This is a genomic window from Kitasatospora sp. NPDC057940 (assembly GCF_042887425.1).
Lineage (GTDB): Bacteria > Actinomycetota > Actinomycetes > Streptomycetales > Streptomycetaceae > Kitasatospora.
On sequence record NZ_JBHVPH010000003.1, the window covers coordinates 294,318 to 317,327 of the forward strand.

The 23,010-nt window shown below is 75.0% G+C and carries 12 protein-coding genes; 7 read left to right on the forward strand and 5 right to left on the reverse strand.

Features of this window, described 5'->3' with window-relative positions; all coding sequences use genetic code 11:
• The first annotated feature begins 169 nt into the window (after nucleotides 1-169).
• Nucleotides 170-1,669, forward strand: a complete 1,500-nt coding sequence (locus tag ACFVTF_RS07215) for an alpha/beta hydrolase family protein (RefSeq protein WP_387810763.1) — start codon at nucleotides 170-172, stop codon at nucleotides 1,667-1,669.
• Nucleotides 1,670-1,724: 55 nt separating this feature from the next.
• Here ACFVTF_RS07215 and ACFVTF_RS07220 read toward each other — a convergent pair whose 3' ends face one another.
• Nucleotides 1,725-2,213 (reverse strand): SRPBCC family protein, encoded by a 489-nt coding sequence (locus ACFVTF_RS07220; RefSeq protein ID WP_387810251.1) that lies wholly within the window; start codon nucleotides 2,211-2,213, stop codon nucleotides 1,725-1,727.
• A gap of 63 nt (nucleotides 2,214-2,276) precedes the next feature.
• On the opposite strand from ACFVTF_RS07220, the gene ACFVTF_RS07225 reads away from it, so the two are divergent.
• The gene (locus ACFVTF_RS07225) at nucleotides 2,277-2,873 is read left to right on the forward strand and encodes a TetR/AcrR family transcriptional regulator (RefSeq protein WP_387810254.1); all 597 of its coding nucleotides are present in this window, start codon (nucleotides 2,277-2,279) and stop codon (nucleotides 2,871-2,873) included.
• Between the two features lie 41 nt (nucleotides 2,874-2,914).
• On the opposite strand, the gene ACFVTF_RS07230 is transcribed toward ACFVTF_RS07225, so the two are convergent.
• Nucleotides 2,915-3,847 carry a chitinase gene (locus ACFVTF_RS07230; RefSeq protein ID WP_387810257.1) on the reverse strand — a complete coding sequence of 311 codons (933 nt, stop codon included), beginning with the start codon at nucleotides 3,845-3,847 and terminating at the stop codon, nucleotides 2,915-2,917.
• A gap of 151 nt (nucleotides 3,848-3,998) precedes the next feature.
• Nucleotides 3,999-4,424: a VOC family protein gene (locus tag ACFVTF_RS07235; RefSeq protein ID WP_387810260.1), complete on the reverse strand. Its 426-nt coding sequence runs from the start codon at nucleotides 4,422-4,424 to the stop codon at nucleotides 3,999-4,001.
• A 200-nt stretch (nucleotides 4,425-4,624) separates the two neighbouring features.
• Between ACFVTF_RS07235 and ACFVTF_RS07240 the strand changes: the two genes are divergently transcribed.
• Complete coding sequence (locus tag ACFVTF_RS07240) at nucleotides 4,625-5,446, forward strand: alpha/beta hydrolase (RefSeq protein ID WP_387810263.1); 822 nt, start codon at nucleotides 4,625-4,627, stop codon at nucleotides 5,444-5,446.
• 49 nt (nucleotides 5,447-5,495) lie between these two features.
• On the opposite strand, the gene ACFVTF_RS07245 is transcribed toward ACFVTF_RS07240, so the two are convergent.
• Nucleotides 5,496-6,779, reverse strand: a complete 1,284-nt coding sequence (locus tag ACFVTF_RS07245; protein WP_387810266.1) for an MFS transporter — start codon at nucleotides 6,777-6,779, stop codon at nucleotides 5,496-5,498.
• Nucleotides 6,780-6,840: 61 nt separating this feature from the next.
• Here ACFVTF_RS07245 and ACFVTF_RS07250 point away from each other — a divergent pair, with 61 nt between their 5' ends.
• Entirely contained in the window at nucleotides 6,841-7,227 is a 387-nt protein-coding gene (locus tag ACFVTF_RS07250; RefSeq protein ID WP_371523099.1) for a MerR family transcriptional regulator, read from the forward strand.
• Between the two features lie 93 nt (nucleotides 7,228-7,320).
• Here ACFVTF_RS07250 and ACFVTF_RS07255 read toward each other — a convergent pair whose 3' ends face one another.
• Entirely contained in the window at nucleotides 7,321-8,187 is an 867-nt protein-coding gene (locus ACFVTF_RS07255) for an LLM class flavin-dependent oxidoreductase (RefSeq protein WP_387810270.1), read from the reverse strand.
• Nucleotides 8,188-8,968: 781 nt separating this feature from the next.
• On the opposite strand from ACFVTF_RS07255, the gene ACFVTF_RS07260 reads away from it, so the two are divergent.
• The 3 genes from ACFVTF_RS07260 to ACFVTF_RS07270 are packed head-to-tail and all read left to right on the forward strand — an operon-like array spanning nucleotide 8,969 to nucleotide 22,982.
• Nucleotides 8,969-15,415, forward strand: a complete 6,447-nt coding sequence (locus ACFVTF_RS07260; RefSeq protein WP_387810273.1) for an amino acid adenylation domain-containing protein — start codon at nucleotides 8,969-8,971, stop codon at nucleotides 15,413-15,415.
• Nucleotides 15,412-18,390 (forward strand): type I polyketide synthase, encoded by a 2,979-nt coding sequence (locus tag ACFVTF_RS07265; protein ID WP_387810276.1) that lies wholly within the window; start codon nucleotides 15,412-15,414, stop codon nucleotides 18,388-18,390. The genes ACFVTF_RS07260 and ACFVTF_RS07265 overlap by 4 nt, the downstream gene beginning before the upstream one ends.
• Nucleotides 18,387-22,982, forward strand: coding sequence for an amino acid adenylation domain-containing protein (locus ACFVTF_RS07270; protein WP_387810279.1), 4,596 nt, complete (start codon nucleotides 18,387-18,389; stop codon nucleotides 22,980-22,982). The genes ACFVTF_RS07265 and ACFVTF_RS07270 overlap by 4 nt, the downstream gene beginning before the upstream one ends.
• Nucleotides 22,983-23,010 lie beyond the last annotated feature (28 nt).

A 23,010-nucleotide genomic window follows, 5' to 3' on the forward strand; every position in this document is an offset into this window, starting at 1 on the left:
CGTCCACCGTCTGATGGCACCGTGCCGCCCTACGCCCGCAGGAGGAGTCCCGCTACCTCCCGTGGTCGTAGGGCGGCCCCCGATCCGGCGTGCCCGATTGCCACTCCGGTCGCAAAGGGAGCTGCCACGGATTGCGACTGCGGTGGCACACGATGGCGACCCGGGATCGATGTGGCGGCGCGTGCCCGGCGCCGAACATGGCCTGGTGACCGAGATCATCACGGGGCTGTACATGTCCCCCCTGGAAATCCTTGCCCTGCTGGGCGCCGTCGCACTGGTGACGGCGCGCTGGCTTCCCCCCTCCGCCCGTCCACGCGTCACGATCGCGGCGGGAGCCGTTCTCGTACTGTCCGCGATCCTGCTGAGCGTGACGGGGATCCGCTGGCAGATGCTGCCGGTCCTGGCAGGCGCCGCCTTCGCGTTGCCGTTCGCCCTCTCCCCCCTGCTGCGGCCGCTCCGGCGCCGTCCCGGCCGACCCGCGTGGCGGGCCCGCTGGTGGCTGGCGCTGCCGGGATCGATGGCCTGCATCGGCCTGATCGCCGCGGGCCCGGCGGCCGCCTGGGCCCTTCCCGTACCCGAATTCCCCACCCCGACAGGCGAGTTCGCGGTCGGCACCCGCGTGGTCCAGTGGACCGACCCGCACCGCCCCGAGACCTTCACCGCCGATCCGGACGACCGGCGCACGGTCGTGGTCCAGCTCTGGTACCCCGCGCAGAAGAGCCCCGCCGGCGCGCAGCGGGCCCAGTACCTCGGACGCACGGAGCACGAGGCGCGCACCGTCTCCGACGCCCTCGCCCACCAGGTCGGTCTGCCGGGTTTCCTCGTCGACGGTGTTCCGCGTGCCCACACCCATGCGGTCTTCGACGCCCCGGTGGACGGCGGGCGGGGGCGGTTCCCCGTCGTCCTGTTCTCTCCCGGGTCGGGCGGAGTGCGCACCCAGAACACCGCCTGGGCGGAGGAACTGGCCAGCCACGGCTACGTGGTCGCCGCCCTCGACCACCCGTACGACTCCGCCGCCGTCGTCCTCTCCGACGGCCGGACGATCACCACCGAGACCACCTCCACCGGCGACCCGGACCAGGACGAGAAACTGGCGGCCGACTGGACGGCGATCCGAGCCGCCGACCTCGGCTTCGTCCTCACCCAACTGGACGGTCTGGACCGCAGCGAGACCGCCGACCCGCTGAGCGGACACCTGGACACCGGCCGGGTCGCGGTGGCCGGCCACTCCATGGGAGGTGCCGCCGCCCTCCAGGCAGCCCGGCAGGACCGCCGCTTCCACGCCGTCATCGACCTGGACGGCTTCCCCCACGGCCCCGCCTCCCCCGCCCTCGACCAACCGACGCTCGCGCTCACCCAGGCCGTCACCCCGGCAACCGACCCGCGCTACCCGCCCCGCCTCACCGAGGCGCTCAAGTCCAGCACGGCGACGAGCTACCGGCTCACCATCCCCGGCGCCGCGCATCTCACCTTCATGGACGGCCCCCTGTACCTGCCGCCCGTGCCCTCGATCGTCGGCTCCCTGGGCCGCACCGAGAGCCCGCGCGTCGTCGCCGCAGCCACCCTCGCCTTCCTGGACGCCACGTTGCGGGGCAAACCCGGCGACCTGACGGGTGTTCTGCCGGCCTACGGCGACCTCAGCGTCTACCGCCCGGACAGCAGCCACTGACCAGCTGTTCCGGGGCACGCACGCCTGCCGCTGGCAGGCGGCCCCGTGTCGTCGTTCACCTGTGCGCGAACGCGCGGAGCAGGCGTACGTACGGGGTCCAGCGGGCCGGGCGGGCCACCGTGCCCGTGCAGGCGAGCTCGGCGCGGTCCAGGCCGTCCTCCAGGCAGGCGTCGTGCATCGGGCGCCAGGCCACCGGCCAGGTCAGGCGCGCCAGGCCGCCGGCCTTCATCGCGAGGGTGTGCCGCAGCACGGTGCGTTCCTCGTCGACGGGCAGCACCGTGAACTCGTGGAAGCCGTGGAATCCGCTCGGCCCGCTGAAGGTGAAGCGGATCCAGACCCCGGGCACGTACGCGGTGACCGTGTAGCGGACCGGGCCGTGGCCGCCGGTCGCGCCGACCGCCAGCGGGCGGTCGAACTCCATCGTGGGCCAGTCCGGGCTCGGCCAGAGCCGGTCCGCCGGGCCGCCTGACAGGTTGTCGATGAGCGCGCCCACCTCGCCGGCCTTGGCGGCCAGCAGGCGCTCGTGCACGTTGTAGACGCCCATGCGTCCTCCCCTCCAGATTATTAGAGACCATCCTCTAATAATCTGGAGGGTACCCTCTGATTCATGGCGAGACCACCCCGCTTCGACACCGACCAGATCCTCGACGCCGCCGTCCGGCTGGCCGCCTCCGCAGGGCCGGCCGGCGTGACCATGTCCGCCGCCGCCCAGGCGATCGGCGCGCCGAGCGGGTCCATGTACCACCGCTTCCCCGGCCGTACGGCGCTGCTCGCCGAGGTGTGGCTGCGGACCGTGGAGCGCTTCCAGGAGGGGTACTTCGCCGCACTCGGCAGCACCCCCGACCCCCACCCGGCCGCCCGCGCGGCCGCCCGGCACGTCATCTCCTGGAGCCGCGCCCACCCCCAGGAAGCCTCACTCCTCCTCTACGGCGCCGAGGAGTTCGGCCGCACCGACTGGTCCGAGGAACACCAGGAGCGCGCGGACCTCGGCAGCCGACGCGTGTTCGGCGCCATCGCCTCCCTCGCCGAAGCCCTCGGCGCGGCGGCCCCCCGGGACCACGAACGCATCACCCTGGCCCTGATCGACCTGCCGCTGTCCGTGGTCCGCCGCCACCTGCGCGCCGGACAGCCGCTGCCACCGCACGCAGAAGACCTCACCGAGGAATGCACGACGGCCCTGCTGGCCGCCGCGGGGGCTCCGTGATCGGACACCCCGAAGCCGGAGTCCTCCGCGGAGCCACACCGTCAGGCCGTGGCCGCCGGAGCGGCGAGCGCCTGACGGACGGCACAGTACCAACTGGCAGGTCCAGTAGGGCAGTTGGGACCGTCGATGTTACGGGAGAGCGCGTACTCCCAGCCCGCCGCCCCGGCGAAGTCCGGGTACTTGTCGGCGAGAGCGCGCAGCGTCCCCTGGAGGACCGGCATCTCGACGTAGCCCTCGCAGTCCAGGTTGTCGTTGGTGATGCCGGCGGCGACGACCTTGGACGCGGGGAACTGGTTCCGGATGACCGCGTCGTAGTCGGTGGTGTCGGCGAGGCTGCCGTTGCCGCAGTAGAACTGGGTGTTGTACCAGCGGATCAGGGGGCCGACCTGCTTCTCGAGCGTGCGGTAGTCGAGGAGGGGAAGGTTGCCGCCCTCGGGCGTGGTGAGATCGCCGGGCCCCGGGGCAAGGGTGATCAGGAAGTCCGGCCCGAAGTCGGAGCGCAGCTGACGGATCAGCCGCTCGGCGGTCACCTCGCGGAACGCTTCCTCGACGTCGAGGTCGATGCCGTCCAGCCGGTACGTCCTGAGGGCGTCGCGGACGGGCGGGTAGTACGTGCCGAAGTCCTTGTCGAGCAGCCCGTACGTCCCCTGCGCGGCGCCGCCGAGGAGAGCGGTGACCTTGACGCCCTTCGCCTGCACCGAGGCGATGTCACGCCACATCGGAACGTACTTGGGCGCGGAGGGCGGGTCGTCGTTCAGAGTGAGGATCGGGTACTGGGCCGGGTCGTTGAGGTGGAACGCGGCCACCTCCACCACGTCCGCGTGACCGATCAGGGGCACCGGGGAGACGTACTGGCTCCCCGGATCGCCCGTGGTCGTGCCGGTCTGGTAGAACGCGACGACGTGGCGGCTCGCCGACGCCTTCGCCGCGGGAGAGGCGCCTGACACCCCGTCAGGGTGTCCGTGACTGCTCATGGACGGGTTCCTCCTGGTGATCGGCCGCAGACCTGCTGCGGGTCACCAGGAAGCGTGCCGTTCCACCCGGGAGGGCCGCGCGCATTCCCATCACGCGTCCTGGAATTCCACTCCGCCGGCCCCGTACCACCGCCGCCGGCTCCGATGGTGCTCAGTCGACGCAGAACTCGTTGCCCTCGACGTCCTGCATCGCGATGCACGAATCGTGGCCGTCGTAGAGCAGTTGCACGCGCACCGCGCCGAGCGCGACCAGCCGGGTGCACTCGGCTTCGAGTGTGGCGAGGCGCTCCTCGCCCACGAGCCCGGTGCCGACCCGCACGTCCAGGTGCACCCGGTTCTTGACGACCTTGCCTTCGGGAACGCGCTGGAAGAACAGTCTCGGACCCACACCCGAGGGGTCGATGCAGGCGGACCACGAACCCTGCTCCTCAGCAGGCTGGGAGCGGTCGTACTCGTCCCAGGTGGCGAACCCCTTCGGCGGCGGCGATTCGTACCCCAGCACCTCGCACCAGAAGCGGGCGACGCGCCGGGGTTCCGCGCAGTCGAAGGTGACCTGGAACTGCTTGATCAATGACATAAGCGCACGATAACAGGGGGCCTCCCGCTCATCTCCCGCCAGGAATACGCATGTTGCCGGAGGGCCGGAACCTTGGCCGATCCTTTCGTCAACAGCCTTGCCACGAACCCCCGTACGTCTCGTCGGTATACTGGTGGCGCACGATTGCAGTGTGACATTTTCTGCTGATCGAAAGTCAACTCCCTTGCCGAAGGGTCGTCATGGGCGTCGTACACAAGACCGTTCACCCGATCGACGGCGAGCAGCTGAGCGTGTACACGGTGGACCCGGGGCCCGGCACCGTCGCGGACCGCATGGGCGTCGTCGTCATGCACGGCGCGGGCAGCGGCAGCAAGGAGCGCAACCTGCCGCTCGCCGAGGACTTCGCCGCACTCGGACACCCGGCCGTCGCCCTGGACTTCTCCGGCCACGGGGAGAGCACCGGCGAGCTGCGCGACCTCAGCCTCCGCCGACGCCGGTACCAAGCCGCGGCCGTGATCGAGGAGGTGTTCGGCGCCGACCTGCCGCTCGCCCTGGTCGGCTTCAGCATGAGCGGCCAGACCATCGCCGACCTGGTCGCGCTGTACGGCGGCCGGGTGGCGGCGCTCGCCGCCTGCGCCCCCGGGATCTACGGCGCGGAGGCCTGGGACGTGCCCTTCGGCTCCGGGTTCACCGAACTGATCCGCAGGCCCGACAGCTGGCGGACCAGCTCCGCGCCCGGCACCTTCGCGCGGTTCGACGGCCGGGCCCTGCTGGTGGTCCCGGAGCAGGACGCCGTCATCCCGCCCGGCGTCACCGACCTGGTCCGCACGTCGCTGGCCGCGAAGGCCGGCTTCTCCGAGCTGCGCCTCGCGGGGTCCGACCACCGGCTCGGGGCCTGGCTGGCCGACCACCCGGAGGACCGGCAGCGCCTCGTCAGCGCACTGCTGCGGCCACGTCCGTCAGTACCGGGCCCAGGAAACGACGTCCGATCCGCTGGAGCGCCGGCGAAGACGCCGCCCGGTTGCTCGACCACCGTTCATCGCGGGGCCCGCGACCGGTGAAGCGCCGCTTCGGCGAGGGAGAACCGGGGCCACGCGGCCGCGGGACCGGCTAGGAGCGTGGGTCGCTGACCGGGAGTGCGCGGGTGCGGATCCGGTGCCGTTTCGTGCTGCGGATCCGTAGTGCGACGGCGCAGGAGGCGACGAAGATCATGGCGATGCCCGTGCCGGTCAGCACCTGACGGGCCCCCAGGGCGGTGGTGAGGGGGCCGCCCAGTGCCGCGCCGACGGGTGCCGCTGTCAGCAGGACGGACGCGCGCAGGGCGAGGACGGTGGTCAGGAGGGCTGCCGGGGTGTGCTCCTGGAACAGTTTGAAGGCCAGGGCGCTGTAGGGGCCGTAGATCACACCGGCCAGGGCGAAACCCCCGAGGGAGAACACCGCCGGCGCGTGGAGTCCGAAGGGCAGCATGGCCAGGCCGTGACCGGCGATGATGCACAGCAGGACCGGCCACAGCGGCAGGTTCCGCAGGGTGCCGACGGCCAGGGTGCCGGTGACCGCTCCGATGCCGAATGCGGCCCAGTACAGGCCGAGGGCCCCCGCGCCGGAGTGGAGGTCCTGGGCGACGAACAGGGGCAGGGCGACTTCGACGGGGCCGTAGAACAGGTTGAACAGCCAGGTCACCGCGAGCAGGCCGAGCAGTTCGGGCCGGGTGCGCAGGAGGCGCAGGCCTTCGCCGGGTCGGGTGTCGGGGGCCGGCCCGGCGGGTGCCGGAGTACCAGGCTCGCCCAGGCGCGCGCTCTGCAGGGCCAGGGCGGCGAAGGACAGGGCGTCCAGGCCGATGATCCAGGCCGGGGCGATCGCCGCCGCGAGGAATCCGGCGAGTGCCGGGCCGACGATCGTGGATACACAGGTGCTGGTGCTGAGCAGCGCGTTGGCCGCCAAGTGGTGCTCGGCGGGGAGGGCTTGGGCGGCCAGGGCGTACTTGGCGCTGCCGCCCCAGGCGTGCAGGAGGGATGAGCCGGCGAGCAGCGCGAGGTAGAGGGCGGGGTGGAGCATGCCGAGCGCCCACGCCAGGGGGATGCAGCCGAGGAAGAACGCGCGTGTCCAGGCGTTCGCGCGGATCAACTGCTGTGCGGGGAGGGAGCGCAGCCATCGGCCCAGCAGCAGTGCGCCGATGGCGCCCGGCAGGATGTAGGCGGCGACCGCGGCTCCGATCAGCGGGCCTCGTGCGCCGGGCGGGGAGATCTGTACCGCCAGCCACGCCACCGCGACCACGCTCATCCCGTCGCCGAGGTCGGATACCGCCAGCGCGGGCAGCAGGCGCCGGAACGGGCGGTGGGCGAAGAGCGGTCGGTACCCTCGGGGCAGCCGACGGAGCAGGCGTGCTGAGATCATGTGGCCAGGCAAGCGGTTCAAGCGCGCTTGAAGTCAAACGACGGGTGATGCAGTGCGATACGTGGGCATCGGGGAGCTGGCGCGCCAGTCGGGCATGCGGGCCTCGGCCCTGCGCTACTACGAGAGCCTGGGGCTCCTGCCGGCCGCGCGCCGCGAAGGCGGACGCAGACTGTGGCCCGCCCCCACCCTGCGGCGGATCGCGCTGATCCGGATGTCGCAGCGCGCGGGGTTCACCCTGGCTGAGATCCGCGAACTGCTGGACAGTGACACCAGCCAGGGCGCCACCCGCCAGTGGCGTGCTCTGGCCGAACGCAAGCTCCCCGAACTCGACCGCGTCGTCCAGCAGACCCAGCAACTGCGCGAAGCGGTCGCGGCCTGCCTCGCCTGCGGCTGCATGAACTTCACCGACTGCGAACTCCTGGCCGGCGCACCCGCCACGGATACCTGATCGCCTCCTCCCGGTCGGGGGCGCCCGTCACCGACCCACGCTCCTAGGTCCTGTCCGGTCGATCTTGGCCCGGCAAGATCGGCCGGACAGGACCTAGCCGAACGACGTGGTGACGGTGTGGTGGAGCCGGGCGATCTCGTCCTCCCAGTCGGGGACCGCGCGGGCGGGGACCAGGATGACGTGTTCGACGCCGACGGCCGCGAACTCGGCCAGGCGCTCGCGCAACGCCCGGTCGCCGCCGACGGCGTAGACGTCGCGGCTGGTGCAGCCCTGCTTGTGGGCCGAGACCTCGGCGTCCAGCTCGCGCCGGAGCTCGGGGGTGTCGATGGCGGGCGGCACGTAGACGAGCTGCACCGCGCGGGTGATGTGCTCGGTGCGGCCGAGGTGTTGCCGCTCCTCGTCGAGGACCTTCAGGCGCCGGCGGTACTCGGCGGGGGTGATGAACGCGGGGACCCAGCCGTCCGCGAGGGCGGCGACGCGCCGTACGGTCCTCTCCCTGCCCCCGCCCAGCCACACGGGCGGCACCCCGGTCGGGCCGCTGCCGCTGGATTCCCCGGCGGACTCCCCGACGAGGCGGCGCAGGCGGCGCAGGATGTCCTCCAGGGCGGCGGCGGCTTCGGCGGGGTCCCGGATGAGGGCCTCGCGGGGGCCGCCGATGCCGAGCTGGGCGACGAACCGGCCGTTGGAGCGCCGGTACAGGTCGGTCAGTTCGCGGACCACGGCGGAGGGTTCCAGGCCGGCGGCGACCAGGACGTGCGGACCGAATACCAGGGCGGACGTCCGGTGGGCCACTTCCCGGGCCAGCTCGAGCGGCGGGGGCATGTCGTCCCCGTTGTTGTTGTAGAACCAGAACGAATCGAATCCGTGCTGCTCCACCGCGTCGAGCAATTTCCACAAGTGGTCCCGCGTCACGTCATGACGCAACGAGGTACCGAAACAGAAGCCGAATTGCAGACCCATGAGACCTCCCTGTCGAGATATTGCCTGAGGGGCACGGCCGCCTGCCGGGCGGACGGTCGATGAATTGGCGGGAGCCAGCTGAATACCGACTTCAGGGCCGCGGTCCACAGGATTTTCCAATCCCGTCGAACCCTTTCGAACCCTGTCGAAATAAGGGGTCTCCGCTCGCCGTGCGCAGCCGACGAAGCAGATCAGATACACCTTCGCCTGGAACGTACCACAGGGGTCGAGCCTTCGAGAAGTGCGCCAATCCAGGCCCGGAGCTCATTTACCGAGCCATATAACATCCTTTAACCAACCTTCGCAAGGTCCACAGGTTTCACTCAAACCAACGGTGCGATTCGCCCCAAAGTGCGCTCTTGCGCCGACCCCGAGGCAGCAGCAGCGCCGGCGGAAGCACTGGCTCCGGTGTCGGGAGAGGCGGGCGCAGCCCTATGTCCAGAAAGTCGCCTTCCCCGTGCCTGCGAGAATGAGACATTCCGTTTGCCCGTTCTTGAAAAATTCCCAGGGTACATACAGACTCGTTTCGTGAACGGACCCCGGCATGCCGGAGGTCCGACCCGGGGCACCGATCCCCGAGGGCGCCGACCGCACCTTCACGTACGCGCCCCTGGTTCCCCGCTCAATTCGCCGTCGCCGGCATCCGCCCGCTCACGGGCGAACTCTTCACGCTTGCAGAGCCCCATGCCCGGATGGCCGCACAGCTTCATTCTTCCTCTCGACACCCCGCGCTCGGACCACCGGCCGAGTGCCGCCAGCACGTACGGAAGGGGCAACCGAAGTGAACAGGAGCGACCTGGTTTCGGATTCGGGTCCGGCGTCGGATGCCGAATTCGCATTCCCGCTCTCGGCCCCGGAGTTCGGTATCTGGCTCACCTGTCGGGACCAGCCGGAGTCCTTCAACATCCACCGCGTCTGGGAGCTGCGCGGGCGGCTCGACGAGCAGGCCCTGAAGGGCGCCGTCGAGGAGACCGTCGCCCGGCACCCCGTGTTCGCCCGCCGGCTCGTCGACGAGGACGGCGTGCCCTCCTGGGTTCCCGGCGCGCCGCAGCCGCGATGGACCGTGGTGGACACGGCCTCGACGGTCGACGCCGCGCCCTGGGCGCCCGTCGGACGCCACCGGTTCGACCTGAGACGAGACTGCCCCGTCCGCGTCGACCTGTTCCGGCACCGACCGGACCACCATGTGCTCTCCCTCCTGGTGCACCACATCGCGTGCGACGGGGCGTCGCTGGAGAACGTGCTGGCGGACATCGGTGCCGCGTACAACGCGCGCACCGGCGGCGGGCCCACCTTCTCGCCATCACCGGCCCCGACACCCGACCCGCCCGCGCCTGCGGAGCCCTCCCGCTTCTGGCCCCTCGAACTGGCCGACGCCCAGTGGCCGGAGGCCCTGCCGCGCACCCCGGGCCCCCGGACGGCCGAGGCCGACGTCCTGGTGCTCCCGCTGCCCCCGGACGAGGCCGACGCGGTGCGCGCGGCGGCCCGCCGCCTGCGCGTCACCCCGTACCTCATGGGACTCGCCGCCCTCTACGCGGCGTTCGCCACGCAGGGCAACGCCCCGGACGTCATGGTCGCCACACCGTTCGCCTCCCGGACACCGGCCACCGCGTCGCTGGTCGGCTGCTTCGCGCGGATGGTCCCGCTGCGCCGGCGGTGGCCCTCGGGAGCCTCCGGCGCCGAGCTCTGCGACGGTGTGCGGCGGACCGTCGCCGAGGCGCTGTCCCACGCACACGAGCCGATCCACGAGAGCGCGGACCTCTTCGACGCCGCGGCGCCCGGACTCACCGTCAGTTTCCAGCTGCGGGACCCCCTTCCGGGGCCGGCACTCGGCGGGCTCACCGTCCGCGCGATGGAAGCGACGTGGGCGGCGGGCACCGTGCCCGGGGCGGAAGCGGTGCGTGAGCCGGCGGCACCCAGCGCCGGCGCACCGGAGGTGCCCGGAGCGACTGAAGCGACTGAAGGCCCCGAAGCCCCTGAAACTCCCGGAGCCCCCGAAGCCGCTCCCCCGGCCGAGTCCCCGGCCGGGCACCCCGGCGGGACGAACGGCCTCACGCGCTTCGACCTCGAATTCGACCTCTGCCTACGGGCGGACGACGCCTCGGTGACGGTGACGCGCCGGGTACGCGGCGGCTCGACCCGCGCGGCCGCCGCCGAACTGCTCGCCGCCTACCGCCGGGTCCTGCTCGCCCTCGCCCGCGACCCGGAGGCACCGCTGCCCCGCTCGACGAGCGCGGCGACGCCGTCCCTGATCGTCGCCCCGGCCGATCCGTCGGAGCACGCGCAGCCCCTCATGGAGCGGTTCGACGCCTGGGTGCGCACACAGCCCCGGCGGCCGGCGGTGCGGTGCGGCGACGACCTCCTCACCTTCGCCGGCCTGGACCGCGAGGTCGCCCGGCTCGCGGCCGCCCTGCGCCGCCACGGCGCGGGCCCGGGCACCGCGGTGGGCGTCCTGCGCGAGCGGGGCGTCGCCCTCGTCGCGTCCGTGCTGGCGGCGTGGCGGGTGCGGGCCCACGTCGTCGCCCTCGACCCCTCCCAGCCCGACTCCCGTCTCGCGTACGTCGTGGCGGACACCGGCACCCGTCTCGTACTGTGCGATCCCGCGTCGCGCCACCGGCTCGACGCCTCGCTCACGATCGTCGACGAGGACGCGCACGACGAGGCCCCCGACACCGAGGCCCTGGACACCGAGGCCCCGAACACCCAGGTCCCGAACACCCAGGCCCCGAACACCGAAGACGCCCGCCCCCACGATCTGGCGTACGTCCTGCACACCTCGGGCACCACCGGCCGCCCCAAGGGCGTCATGGTCGAGCACCGGGGTCTCGCCGTCCTCGTCGACGCGCAGCCCGCGGGAGCCGGGGCCGCCCAGGTCGGCGTCACCGCCGCCGTCTCCTTCGACGTCTTCTTCCAGCAGCTCCTCTACCTCTTCCGGGGCAGCTGCCTGGTGGTGGCCGACCAGGCCACGTACCGCGATCCGCAGGCACTGGTGGAGTGGGTCGAGCGCAACGACGTGCGCCTGCTCAGCACCTCGCCGTCGATGTTCGCCGCCATGCGCCCCTTCGGCGTCGAGGAGGTGTTCCAACGCACGGGCCTGGAGCTGGACTTCGGCGGCGAGGCGGTCGACGCCACGACCTGGCGCAGGCTGCGCGAGCTGGGTGTGAGGGGGTCCAACGGCTACGGCCCGACCGAGGTCACGATCCAGACCACGTGGTGCGGTTTCGACGAGTACGGGACCCCCAGCATCGGCCGGCCGCTCGACGGCACCTCGGCCTACGTCCTGGGCGCCGACCTCCGCCCCGTGCCGGTCGGTTCCCGCGGCGAGCTGTACCTCGCGGGGCCGCTGGTCACCCGCGGCTACCTCAATGCCCCCGCGCTCACGGCCGAGCGCTTCCTCCCGGACCCCTTCGCCCCGGCGCCCGGCGCCCGGATGTACCGCACGGGGGACCGCGTCACCCTCGGCGCCGACGGACACCTGATCTACCACGGCCGGACCGACCACCAGTTGAAGGTGCGCGGCCAGCGGGTCGACCCGTACGAGGTGGAGGAGGTGCTGCGCGGCACGCCGGGCGTCCAGGACGCCTACGTGGCACGCCAGGGCCCGATCGGGACGGCGGGGCTCCTCGCCTGGGTCACCCCCCGCCGCCCCGGGCCGGTTCCGGTGCCGGGGGAGCTGCGCGACCTCGCGGCCCGGCGGCTGGCGCCCGCCGCGGTGCCCGCGCACATCGAGGTCGTCGACGCGTTCCCGCTCACGCTCAGCGGGAAGGTCGACGAGCGTGCCCTGCCCGTGCCCGCGCCCGTGCGGCCGCCGGACGGCGGCGCGGACCCCGTCGTCCGGCTCTGGGCGCTGACACTCGGCCGCCCGCCCGCCTCGGACGGGGACAACTTCTTCTCCTGCGGCGGGAGTTCACTGGACGCGGCCCGGCTCGTCGCCGAGGTCAACCAGGAGTGCGGCGTGCGCGTCGACCTCGCCTCGTTCTTCGGCGACCCGACCCCGGAGGGGTTGCGGCACCTGATCGCGCGGGCCGCGCCCTCCGGCGGCGAGGGCCCGTCCACGGCTGCGCCCGCCGGTCTGTCGGCCGCCCAGCGGCGGCTGTGGCTGCTGCACCGGGCGGAGCCGGACAGCCACGAGTTCACCGTGTACTGGGCGCTGCGGCTGAGCGGTCCGCTGGATCCCGCGTGCCTGGAGGCGGCCTGGCACGACGTGCTCACCGCCCACCCCGAGACGCGGCTGCGGGTCATCGACGACGACGTGGCCCCCGGGCGCGGGCAGTGGCCCCTCTCGGCGTTCACCGTGAGCGTGCGGGACGTGCCCGGGCACGCCCTGGCCGAGCACCTACGGCGCGTGGCCCACCGGCCCTTCGACCTGTTCGAGGAGCCCCTGATCGAGCTGCGGGTGCTCCGGACCGGCCCCGAGGACCACGTGCTGGTCTTCGCCGGCCACCACCTCGTGCTCGACCGCCGCTCCACGGAGCTGATCACCGATCAGCTGCTGAGCCGGCTGGCCGGCGGCCCGGCGCTCCCGCCCACCCCGGCGGGCGCCGTCCCCGGACCGTCGCCGGCCGAGGCCGAACGGCTGCGCCGGTTCTGGGCCGAGGAGCTCGCCGGTGTCTCCGCCCACTCGCCGGTCGCCCTCGGCGGGCCCCGGCCGGGCCCGCACCGGCGCACCGCGGCGACGGTCGGCGTCCCGCTGGACGCGGCGCAGTGGCGGCGCGTGACGGAGGCGGCGCGTGCGCACCGCACCACGGCCCTCGTCCTTGTCCTGTCGGCGTTCGCGGTGACGGCCGACCGGTACGGCGCGGCGGGCGACGTCCTGGTCGGCACCACCATGGACGTCCGACCGCCCGGCTTCAGCGAGGCCGTCGGCCTCTTCGTCAACCCCGTCCCGGTACGGCTTCGCCCCCGCCCCGGCGGCACCGCCGGCGAGGCGGTCGCCCAGGCGCACGCGGCCCTCCTGCGGGCGCACGCGCACCGCGCGCACCCCTTCGACGAACTCGTCCGGGAGCTCGGTCTGCGGGCCGGTCCGGGGCAGGCCCCCCTGTTCCAGGTGCTGGTCGACCACGAGCCGTCGGCCGCGGTGACGGCCGCGCCGCCCGGCGTCCGCGCCCGCCCGGTGGAGATCCCGGCGGCCATCGCGAAGTACGACATCGAGGTCCTGCTCCGGGAGACCCCTGACGGCGCCCGGCTGGACGTGCTCCACCGCACCGACCGGTGGACGACGGACCAGGCCTGGCAGCTGGCCGAGCGGATCCGCGGGGCGCTGCTCGCGCTGGCCGCCGAACCCTCCGCGCCGGCCGCGCTCCCCGCGGCGCTGGACCCGGGGCGCCTGCCCCTGGAGTGGGGGCGGGGCCCGGAGCCGTTCGCGCCGGTCGTCCCGGTGAGCGAGCTCATCGCCCGGATCGCCCGGGAGGCACCGGAGCGGACCGCCGTGGTCGCCGGGGGCGAGCAGCTCACCTACGGACGGCTGCGGGCCGACGCCCTGGACCTCGCCGCCCGGCTGACGGCTCAGCTGACGACCCGGGGCGCCCGGGTGGCGGTGCTGACCGAGCGGTCCACGGGCCTGCTGACCGCGCTGCTCGGCGTGCACTTCGCCGGCGCCGCGTACGTCCCGCTCGATCCCCGGCACCCCGACTCCCGCATGACGGCGTGCCTGGCCGACTGCGGGGCCGCCGCCGTCGTCACCGACGCGGCCATGGCCGGGCGGGCGACGTCCTTCGGGCTGCCCGTGCTTCCGCTGCCCTCGACAGCCGGGCCGACGGCCGACCGGAGTGCCGAACCCGCCGTCCCCCTCCCGCCCGGACCGCACGACCCCGCCTACGTCATCTACACCTCCGGAACGACCGGGCGGCCCAAGGGCGTGGTGATCGAGCACGGCACACTGGCCGCCTCCACGGCCGCCCGCCGCACCGTCTACCCGGGGCGGCCGGTCTTCCTGCTGCTCTCGCCGGCGGCGTTCGACTCGGCCGCCGCCGGCATCTGGGGAACGCTGTCGGCCGGTGGCCGCCTGGTCGTCGCGAGCGACGACGAGGTCCGCGACCCCGAGGCCCTGGTCGCCCTGATCTCCCGGCACCAGGTCACCCGGCTGCTGTGCGTGCCCTCGCTCCACGCCCTGCTGCTCACCGCCGCCGACCGGGCCGGCCCCGACGCGGTGCGGAGCCTGCGCGAGGTCGTCACGGCCGGGGAACCGCTCCCGGACGAGCTGCTGCGGCGCCACTTCGCCGTCCTGCCCCGGGTGGCGCTGGTCAACGAGTACGGCCCCACCGAGGCCACCGTCTGGGCGAGCTACCGCCGCTACCACGGGCCGGAGGCCGTCGACATCGGCGGCCCGGTGCCCGGGTACCGCCTCTACGTCCTGGACCACGCCCTGCGCCCCGTCCCCCCGGGGGTCGACGGCGAACTGTACGTCGGCGGCGCGGGGGTGGGCCGGGGGTACGTCGGCCGGCCCGCCGGGACGGCCGGCGCCTTCCTGCCCGACCCGTTCAGCGGCGAGCCGGGGGCCCGGATGTACCGCACGGGCGACCGGGTGCGGTGGCAGGGGCCGGAGGCGCTCGCCTTCGTCGGCCGGCTGGACCACCAGGTCAAGGTCCGGGGCCACCGGGTGCAGCCCGCCGAGGTGGAGGCGGCGCTGCGCGGCGCCGAGGGCGTCCGGGAGGCGGCCGTGGTCGCCGACGGCGGCGCGCGCCTCGTCGGCTTCGTCACCGGCGGCGGGCGGCCGGAGGCCGTCCGGCGCGAAGTCGCCGAGCTGCTGCCGGAGTTCATGGTCCCGGCCGTGGTCCACGCGCTGGAGCGGCTGCCCGTCACCCCCAACGGCAAGGTCGACCGGGGAGCCCTGGAGCAGGAGGCGGCCCGGCGCCGGGCCTCGGCGCCCGCCCGGCCCGCCGGGGACGTCTCGCCCGGGCACGCGGCGGTCACTGCGGCGTGGCGGGAGGTCCTGGGCGTCGCCGACGTTCCCGGCGACGTCAACTTCTTCGACCTCGGGGGGCATTCGCTGCTGGTGCCGGCGCTCCAGGAGGCCCTGCACCGGCACACCGGCGTCCGGCTGCCGATCCTCGACCTCTTCCGCCACAGCACCGTCGCCGACCTCGCGGCCCGGCTGGCCCGTGCGAAGACGGCCACGCCGCCCGCCCCCGGGGCGGACCCACCGCCCTCAGCCGGTTCGCCCCGTCGCCGACGCGGCGACGCGGCCCGTACGCTCCGCGACCGCCGTGCCCAGGAGGCCGACCGATGAACCGCGACCGTTCCCTCGACATCGCCGTCACCGGCATGACGGGGCGCTTCCCCGGAGCGGCCGATGTGGCAGAGCTGTGGCGGGCCCTGCGCGACGGGCGGGTGCTGACCCGGCGCCTGGGCCGGGAGGAGCTGGCGGCCCGTGGCGTCCCCGCGTCCCTCGCCGACGATCCGGCCTACGTCCCCGTCCACGGGTCGCTCGACGATCCCGACCGCTTCGACCACGAGTTCTTCGGCGTCAGCCCCCGCGAGGCCGCGCTGACGGACCCGCAGCACCGCCTGCTCCTGGAGTGTGCCTGGGCCGCCCTGGAGGACGCCGGCCACAGCGTCACCGCCGGCGACGGGCTGCGGACGGCGGTGTACGCGGCCGCCAGCGGCAGCGGCCACCTGCGGGCGCTCCTGGCCTCCGGCTCGCTGGCGCCCCCGGAGTTCGAGGAGGCCCTCCTCGTCAACGAACGCGACTTCCTCGCGACGCGCATCGCCTACAAACTGGGGCTGACCGGGCCCGCGCTCACCGTCCTCACGGCCTGCTCCTCCTCGCTCGTCGCGGCCCACCTGGCCGTCCAGGCGCTGAACAACGGGGAGTGCGACCAGGCCCTGGTGCTCGCCGCGTCGGCCAACGCCCCCCAGGCGGGGCACCTGTCCCTGGCCGGCGGAGTGATGTCGCTCAGCGGGCACTGCCGCCCCTTCGACGCCTCGGCGGACGGCACCCTCGCCGGCTCGGGCGCGCTGGGCGTCGTCCTGCGCCGCTACGAGGACGTGGCGGACGGCCCGCTCCCCCTGCACGGAGTGCTGCTGGGATCCGCCGTCAACAACGACGGCACCGCCAAGGCGGGCTTCCTCGCACCGTCGGCGGCGGGCCAGGAGCAGGCGATCCGCGCCGCGCTCGCCGCCGCCGACGTCGACGCCGCGTCCGTCGGCTACCTGGAGAGCCACGGCACCGGCACCCGCGTCGGCGACCCCATCGAGTGGTCCGCCGCCTCCTCGGTGTACCGATCGCTGGGTGCCGCTCCCGGCAGCATCCCGGTCGGCGCGCTCAAGGCGACCATCGGCCACCTCGACGCCGCCGCCGGACTCGCCGGGCTGGTGAAGGCGCTGCTGGTGCTCCGGCACGGGTACGTGCCCGCGATCCCCGGGCTGAGCCGGGCCAATCCGCTGCTGGAGCGGGAGGACTCGCCGCTCGCCCTGCCCGCCGAGGCCGGGCCGTGGCGGGGCCCGCAGCCGCGCCGGGCCGCGGTGAGCTCGTTCGGCGTGGGCGGGACCAACGTGCACATGCTGGTGGAGCAGCCCCCGGATCCGACCACCGCACCGCCCGCCCCGCCGCCCGGGCGGGAACGGCTGGTGGTGCTCTCCGCGAAGGACCCGCGGGCCCTCTCCCGGATGCGGGAGCGGCTCGCCGCGCACCTGGAGGACCCCGGATCCGTGCCCTCGCTGGAGGACGTCGGCCGGACCCTCGCCCGGCGCGCGGAACTCCCCTACCGCTCCTCGGTGGTGGGCGCGAGCGTGGCCGAGGTCGTGGCGGCGCTGCGGGCCCCGGCCGAGCTGGCACCGGAGCCCGCGGCGCACCCCGCCCCGGCGCTGCTGCTCTTCCCGGGGCAGGGGACGCAGTTCCCCGGCATGGCGGCGCCCTTCGCCGCCGCCCTGCCCGCGTTCGCCGACGCGCTGGACGCCTGCCTGGCCGCCTTCTCCCCCGACCTCGCCCGCGAGGTGGACGAGGCGCTGCACGACGTCTCCTTCCCCGCCGAACGCCTCGCCCGGACGGCGCTCGCCCAGCCCGCGCTCTTCGCCGTCGAGTACGCCGCCGGGACGGCGCTGCTCGCCCTGGGCCTGGTGCCCTGCGCCCTGCTCGGGCACAGCCTGGGCGAGATCACGGCGGCGACCCTGGCCGGCGCGCTCTCCCTCGACGCCGCAGCCCGTCTCGTCGCGCGCCGGGCCCTGCTGATGCAGGACTGCGCCCCGGGCGCGATGGTCTCCCTGGCCTGCGGCGAGGCCGAGGCCCGGGCCCTGCTGGCCAAGGCCGGCGCCGAGCTGAGCGTCGCGGCGGTCAACGCCGCCACCAGCACCGTGCTCGCCGGGCCCCCCGAGGCGGTGGCGGCCTTCCGGGAGCGGATCGGCGGCCGGTACGCGGCCAAGCTGCTGCGGTCCTCCCGCGCCTTCCACTCCCCGCTGATCGAACCGGCGGCCGACGCGCTGCGGGGCACCCCGACGGCCGCCGAGGTGCGCCCCGCCGCCCTGGCGTGGATCGAGAACACGGAGGGGCAGCTGCTGCCCGAGGGCTCGCTCACCGACCCCGGCCACTTCGCCCGGGCCGCCCGCCGTCCGGTGCGCTTCGCGGACGCGCTGGCGACGGCCCGGGCGAAGTTCCCCGACGCCGTCGCGGTCGAGGTGGGGCCCGGCCGGGTGCTGAGCGGCTTCGCGGAAGCCGCCGGGCTGCCCGCGATCCCCCTGCTGGGCTCCGCTCCACAGGCGCCCGCCACGCCGTCGCACGCCCCGGCCGCCGCCACCGCACGCCCGGTGCTGGCGGCGATCGGCCGGCTGTGGTGCTCCGGCCTCCCCCTGGACCTCGCCCCGCTCCACGCCCCGGGGCGCTCCGTCCCGCTGCCGACCTATCCGTTCCACGGCCCGCGCCACCCGGTGCCGGCCGCCCCGGTGCCCGGAGCACCGCCCGGACCACCCGTCCGGGCAGCGGTCGCCGACGCGGCCGCGCCCGTCGCGGACACCCCCGTCGCGATCCTCCGCGCCCTGTGGGCCGAACAGCTGGGGGTGACCGACGCGCCCGACACGGCCGACTTCTTCCAGCTCGGCGGTGACTCGCTCACCGTCGCCCGGCTGGCACGCGGGATGAGCCGCCGGTTCGGCGTCGACATCCCCGTCGGCGAACTGTTGCAGGCCCGGTCCATCGGGCTCCAGTACGCGCTGGTCGAGCGGTTGATCGCCCAGCAGATCCTGGACGAGGCCGGGGAGGAGCTCGGATGACCGCCTCACCCCTCGACCGGCTCACCCCCGGGCAACGCGCCGAACTGGCCGCCCGGCTCCAGGGGCGCAGCCCCGCGGCCGCGCCACCGGCGGCCGCCGCACCGTCACCGGCGGATGCGGAACCGGCGCTCCCGCCCCGCCCGGACGCCGCGGCCGGCAGCCACCCCCTCTCCGTCACCCAGTACCGGATGTGGCTCGCCGAGCAGGCGTCCCCCACCGCGTCGGCGGCCTACACCGTGCCCCTGGCCCTCCAGCTCGCGGGCCCGCTCGACGTCGACCGGCTCCGCGCGTGCCTGGACGCCCTCGCCGCCCGCCATCTGGCCCTGCGGACCCGTTTCGGCCAGGAGAACGGGGTGCCCCGGCAGCGCTTCGACCTGCCCGCCCGCATCCCGCTGGAGGTGCGGGAACTGCCCGCGGGAGCGCCGGAGCGGGACCGGGCGCTCGACGCCGAGGCGGCGCGCCCGTTCCGCCTGGACCGGCCCCCGTACGTCCGTGCCGTCCTGCTCGCCCAGGGGCCGGAGCAGCACACCCTCCTCCTGACCTTCCACCACGCCGTCTGCGACGGATGGTCGTTGGGGGTGCTGATCGACGACCTGCTGGACGCGTACGCCGCCGGGGGCGGCCCCGCTTCCACCCGGCCCGCGCCGGCCGCCCAGCACCTCGACTACGTCCACTGGGAGCAGTCACCGGACGGTCGGGCCGCGCTGGCCGCCCACGCCGCGCACTGGGCCCGCTCCAGCGGCAGCGCCGACGACGGGAGCGAACTCCCCTTCGCCGTCGACCCGACCGCCACGGAACAGGCCACCGCGCAGCAGACCACCACGGAACAGGCCGCCACGGAGCAGGCCACCACGGAGCAGACCGCCTCGCACCAGGCCGCCCGGATGCCGCACGCCGAGCTCGCGCTGTCCCCGGGCCTCACCCGGCAGGTCCACGCGTTCGCCCGGCGGCACGCCTGCACCGCGCACGCGGTGTGGCTCGCCGCGTTCGCGGCCACCTGGAGCGCGGTCACCGGCGCCCGGACGGCCTCCGTGAGCGTCCCCACCGCCAACCGGGCGGCGGAGCGCTACGACCTCACCGTGGGCGCCTTCGTCTCCGCGATGCCCCTCGCCCTGCCCCTGCCGCCCGCGCTGGGCTTCGCCGCGCTGGCCCGGCGGACCGGCGAGCAGCTCCTGACCGGTTCCCAGCACCCGACCCTCCCCCTGACCTCCGACGACACCGCCGTGCCCGTACCCGCCGCCGCCTTCGTCCTGACCCACGAGGACAACCGGCCGCGCCCGGCCGGCCCCCTCACGGTCACCCCCCTGCCGGTGCGCGTCCAGGGCGACCAGGGCGCGCTGACCGTGCAGCTCACGGAACACGCCGGCACCGCCGCCGTCCGGCTGACCGGCTCCCCGCAGCACTACACCGACGCGGCCCTCGCCCGGCTCGGGCGGGCCTACCGACGCTGCCTCGTCTCCGTCCTCGCCGCCCCCGACGCACCGCTGGCCGCACTGGACGCCCGCGACCCGGCCGAGCGCGCGACCATCGCGGCCGCCTCCACGGCGCCGCCCGCCGCCGGGGCCCGCCTGCCCTACGACGCCTTCGCGGACTGGGCACGGCGCACCCCCGAGGCCTTCGCCGTCTGGGACGCCGCCGACGGTCACCTCACCTACCGGGCGCTGCACGAGCGCACCGAGCGCGCGGCGGCCCACCTCGCCCTCGCCGGGGTCGGCCCCGGCTCGGCGGTCGCCCTGGACGTACCGGCGGGCGCCGACTACCCGGCGCTGGCCCTGGCGGTCTGGCGGCTCGGCGGCTGGATCATCGCGCTGCGCCCCGACGACCCCGCGGAACGCCGCCGCACCCTGCTGCGCAGCGCCCGGGCCGACTTCCTCGTCCGCACGGCCGACGCCCCCGGGCACGACGCCCACACGCACGACGCCGACGACGGCGCCCCTGGGAGGGCGCTGCGGACGATCCGGCTCCCCCGAGGGGGCGCGCGCGAGCTCCCGGCCACCGGAACGACGGTGCCGCCCGTGGCCCGCACGAGCCCACAGGACCTGGCCTACGCGGTGTTCACCTCCGGCACGACCGGTACGCCCAAGTGCGTCCCGGTGCCGCTGGGCGCGCTGGCCAACGAGCTCGCCTGGCGCCGCGAGGCGATCGGCCTCGCCGCCCCCGACCGGGTGCTCCAGACCATCCCCCTGGTCTTCGACCCGTCGCTGTGGCAGTGCTTCGGACCGCTGGTCGCCGGGGCCGGCGTGGTCTTCCCCGGCGTCGACCTCGGGGCGCATCCGGCCGCCCTGGTGGAGGCCGCCCTTGAGCACTCCGCGACCGTGGTCGACGTCGTCCCCTCGCTGCTCGCGGCCCTGGACGACGAGGATCTGCGCCGACTGCCGGCCCGGGTCGTCTTCTGCGGCGGGGAGGCGCTGCCCTCCGCGCAGGCCGAACGCTACCTGCGCGTCGGCCGCGGTGAACTGCGCAACCAGTACGGGCCGTCCGAGGCCTGCATCGACGCCACCTCGTACCGGTGCGCGGCGGGGGCCGGGGGCGGCACCGCCCCCGTGGGCCACCCCATCTCCGGCGTGCGGCTGCACATCCTCGACGGCGCGCTGCGTCCGGTGCCCATCGGTGTCACCGGCGAGCTGTACATCGGCGGCACCGGGGTGGCGCGCGGCTACCGGGGCCGTCCGGCCGAGACGGCGGCCCGGTTCCTGCCCGACCCGGCCGGTCCCCCGGGCTCGCGGATGTACCGCACCGGGGACCGGGTGCGGTGGAACGCCGACGGGAGCGTGCAGTTCGTCGGCCGCAGCGACAACCAGGTCAAGGTGCGCGGCCACCGGGTGGAGCTGGAGGAGGTCGACCGGCACGTCGTGGACGCGCCGGGGGTGCGGGAGGCGGCCACCGTCGTCGTCGGGGAACGCGTCAGCCGCCTGGTGGGCTTCGTCACCGGCGAGCCCGCCCCGGACCCGGCGGCGGTGCGCGCCCATCTGGCCCGTACCCTCCCGCCGTACATGGTGCCCGGCGAGATCCGGGTGCTCCCTCGGCTGCCGGTGACCGCCAACGGCAAGGCGGACCGCCGCGCCCTGCTGGCGATGGTGCGCTCCCCGCGCACGGCGGCGGGCCCCGCCGCCGCCCACGACCGGGTGGCCGCCGCCGTGGTGGAGGCGTTCGCGGCGGCGCTCGACCGGCCGGCGGCCACCCTGGACGACCATCTCTACGACCTCGGCGGGGCGTCGCTGGGGGCGGCCCGGATCGCCTCCGCGCTGAGCCGCCGCCTCGGGGCGGAGGTCCCCGTGCGCACCGTCCTGACGCATCCGCTGGCCGCCGAACTCGCCACCGAGGTCCGGGCGTTGCTCGCAGCAGCAGCACCTCCGGCGCCCGCCGACGCCGGAGCCGGCGTTTCCCAGACGCCCGAACAGCTCCTGGTGGCCCAGCAGGAGCGGGCCCTCGGACACCCCGCTCCCCCGATTCCGCTGCTGCTCAGGCTCGACGCCCCCGTGGATCCGCAGGACGTGGAGCGGGCGGTCCGCGCACTGGTCGCCCGGCACGAGGCCCTGCGGCCGGCAACCCCGCAGGCCGCACCCACGACGACGCAGGCCCCCGGAACGGGACAGCACGACGCGTGGCAGCCCTGCCCCGTGGCCCCGCTGCCGGACCGGCCCGCCCAGGCCCACTGGGACACCGCACTGATCGAACGGCCACTGCCCGCAGGATCACCGGGGCTGGAGGTCGTCCTGCTGACCGGGGAGGACGGCACCGTCCGGCACCTGCTGCTGAGGCTGGCCCGCCACCGGGGCGACGGCGCCTCCGTGGGCATCCTCGCCGACGAACTCCTCGCCCTGCTCGCCGGACGCGACCTGCCTCGGCCGGCGCCGCGCTACAGCGACTACGCCCGCGCCAGGGCCGCCCGCCGCACGGCCCGGCGCGCCGAACTGGAACGGTACTGGCGCACGAGCCTGGGCCCGGTCGCCCCGGACCCGTTCGCCGAGCGCCGCACCGGCCCGAGGACCTTCCGCAACCACGGGGTGCGGAAGGTCCTCCCCGCCGACGCGTACGCGCGCCTCCAGCGGGCGGGCCGGACGGCGGGCACGACCACCACGGCCGCCTTCCTCGACCTGCTCGGCCGGATCGTCTCCCGGATGTCGGGCGGCACGTCCACGGTGATCGGCATGCCGGTCTCCCACCGCTCGGCGGCCACCGAGGAATCGCTCGTCGGCCGCGCCGTCGACCTGCTGCCGGTGGTGCTCGGTGCCACCGGGGCCGGCCACGCCCACCGGGCGCTGCTGTCGGCCCTGGACCACGCCGACCTGCCGCTGCTGCACATCGCCGAGCTCGCCGATCCGGTCGACCCCGCGCTCCGGCCGCCGGTCTGCGCGGCCGGGCTGGTCGTCCACGGGCAGGAGGAGAACCCGGCCGTGGTGCCGGACGACCTGCCCCACGACAGCGTGCCCGAGCACTGGGCGGACCTCGACCTCGTCCTCCACGTGCAACCGGCCCGCTCGGGAGAGTGTTCGGTGCTCCTGACCGGAGCCGTCGACCTCTTCCCGCAGGCCGAACTGCGCGGGCACCTCGCCCGGGCCCTGGCGGAGCTCGAACCCGACCAGGGCTGAGGCCCGGCCCCGCAGCCGCAGCCGCAGC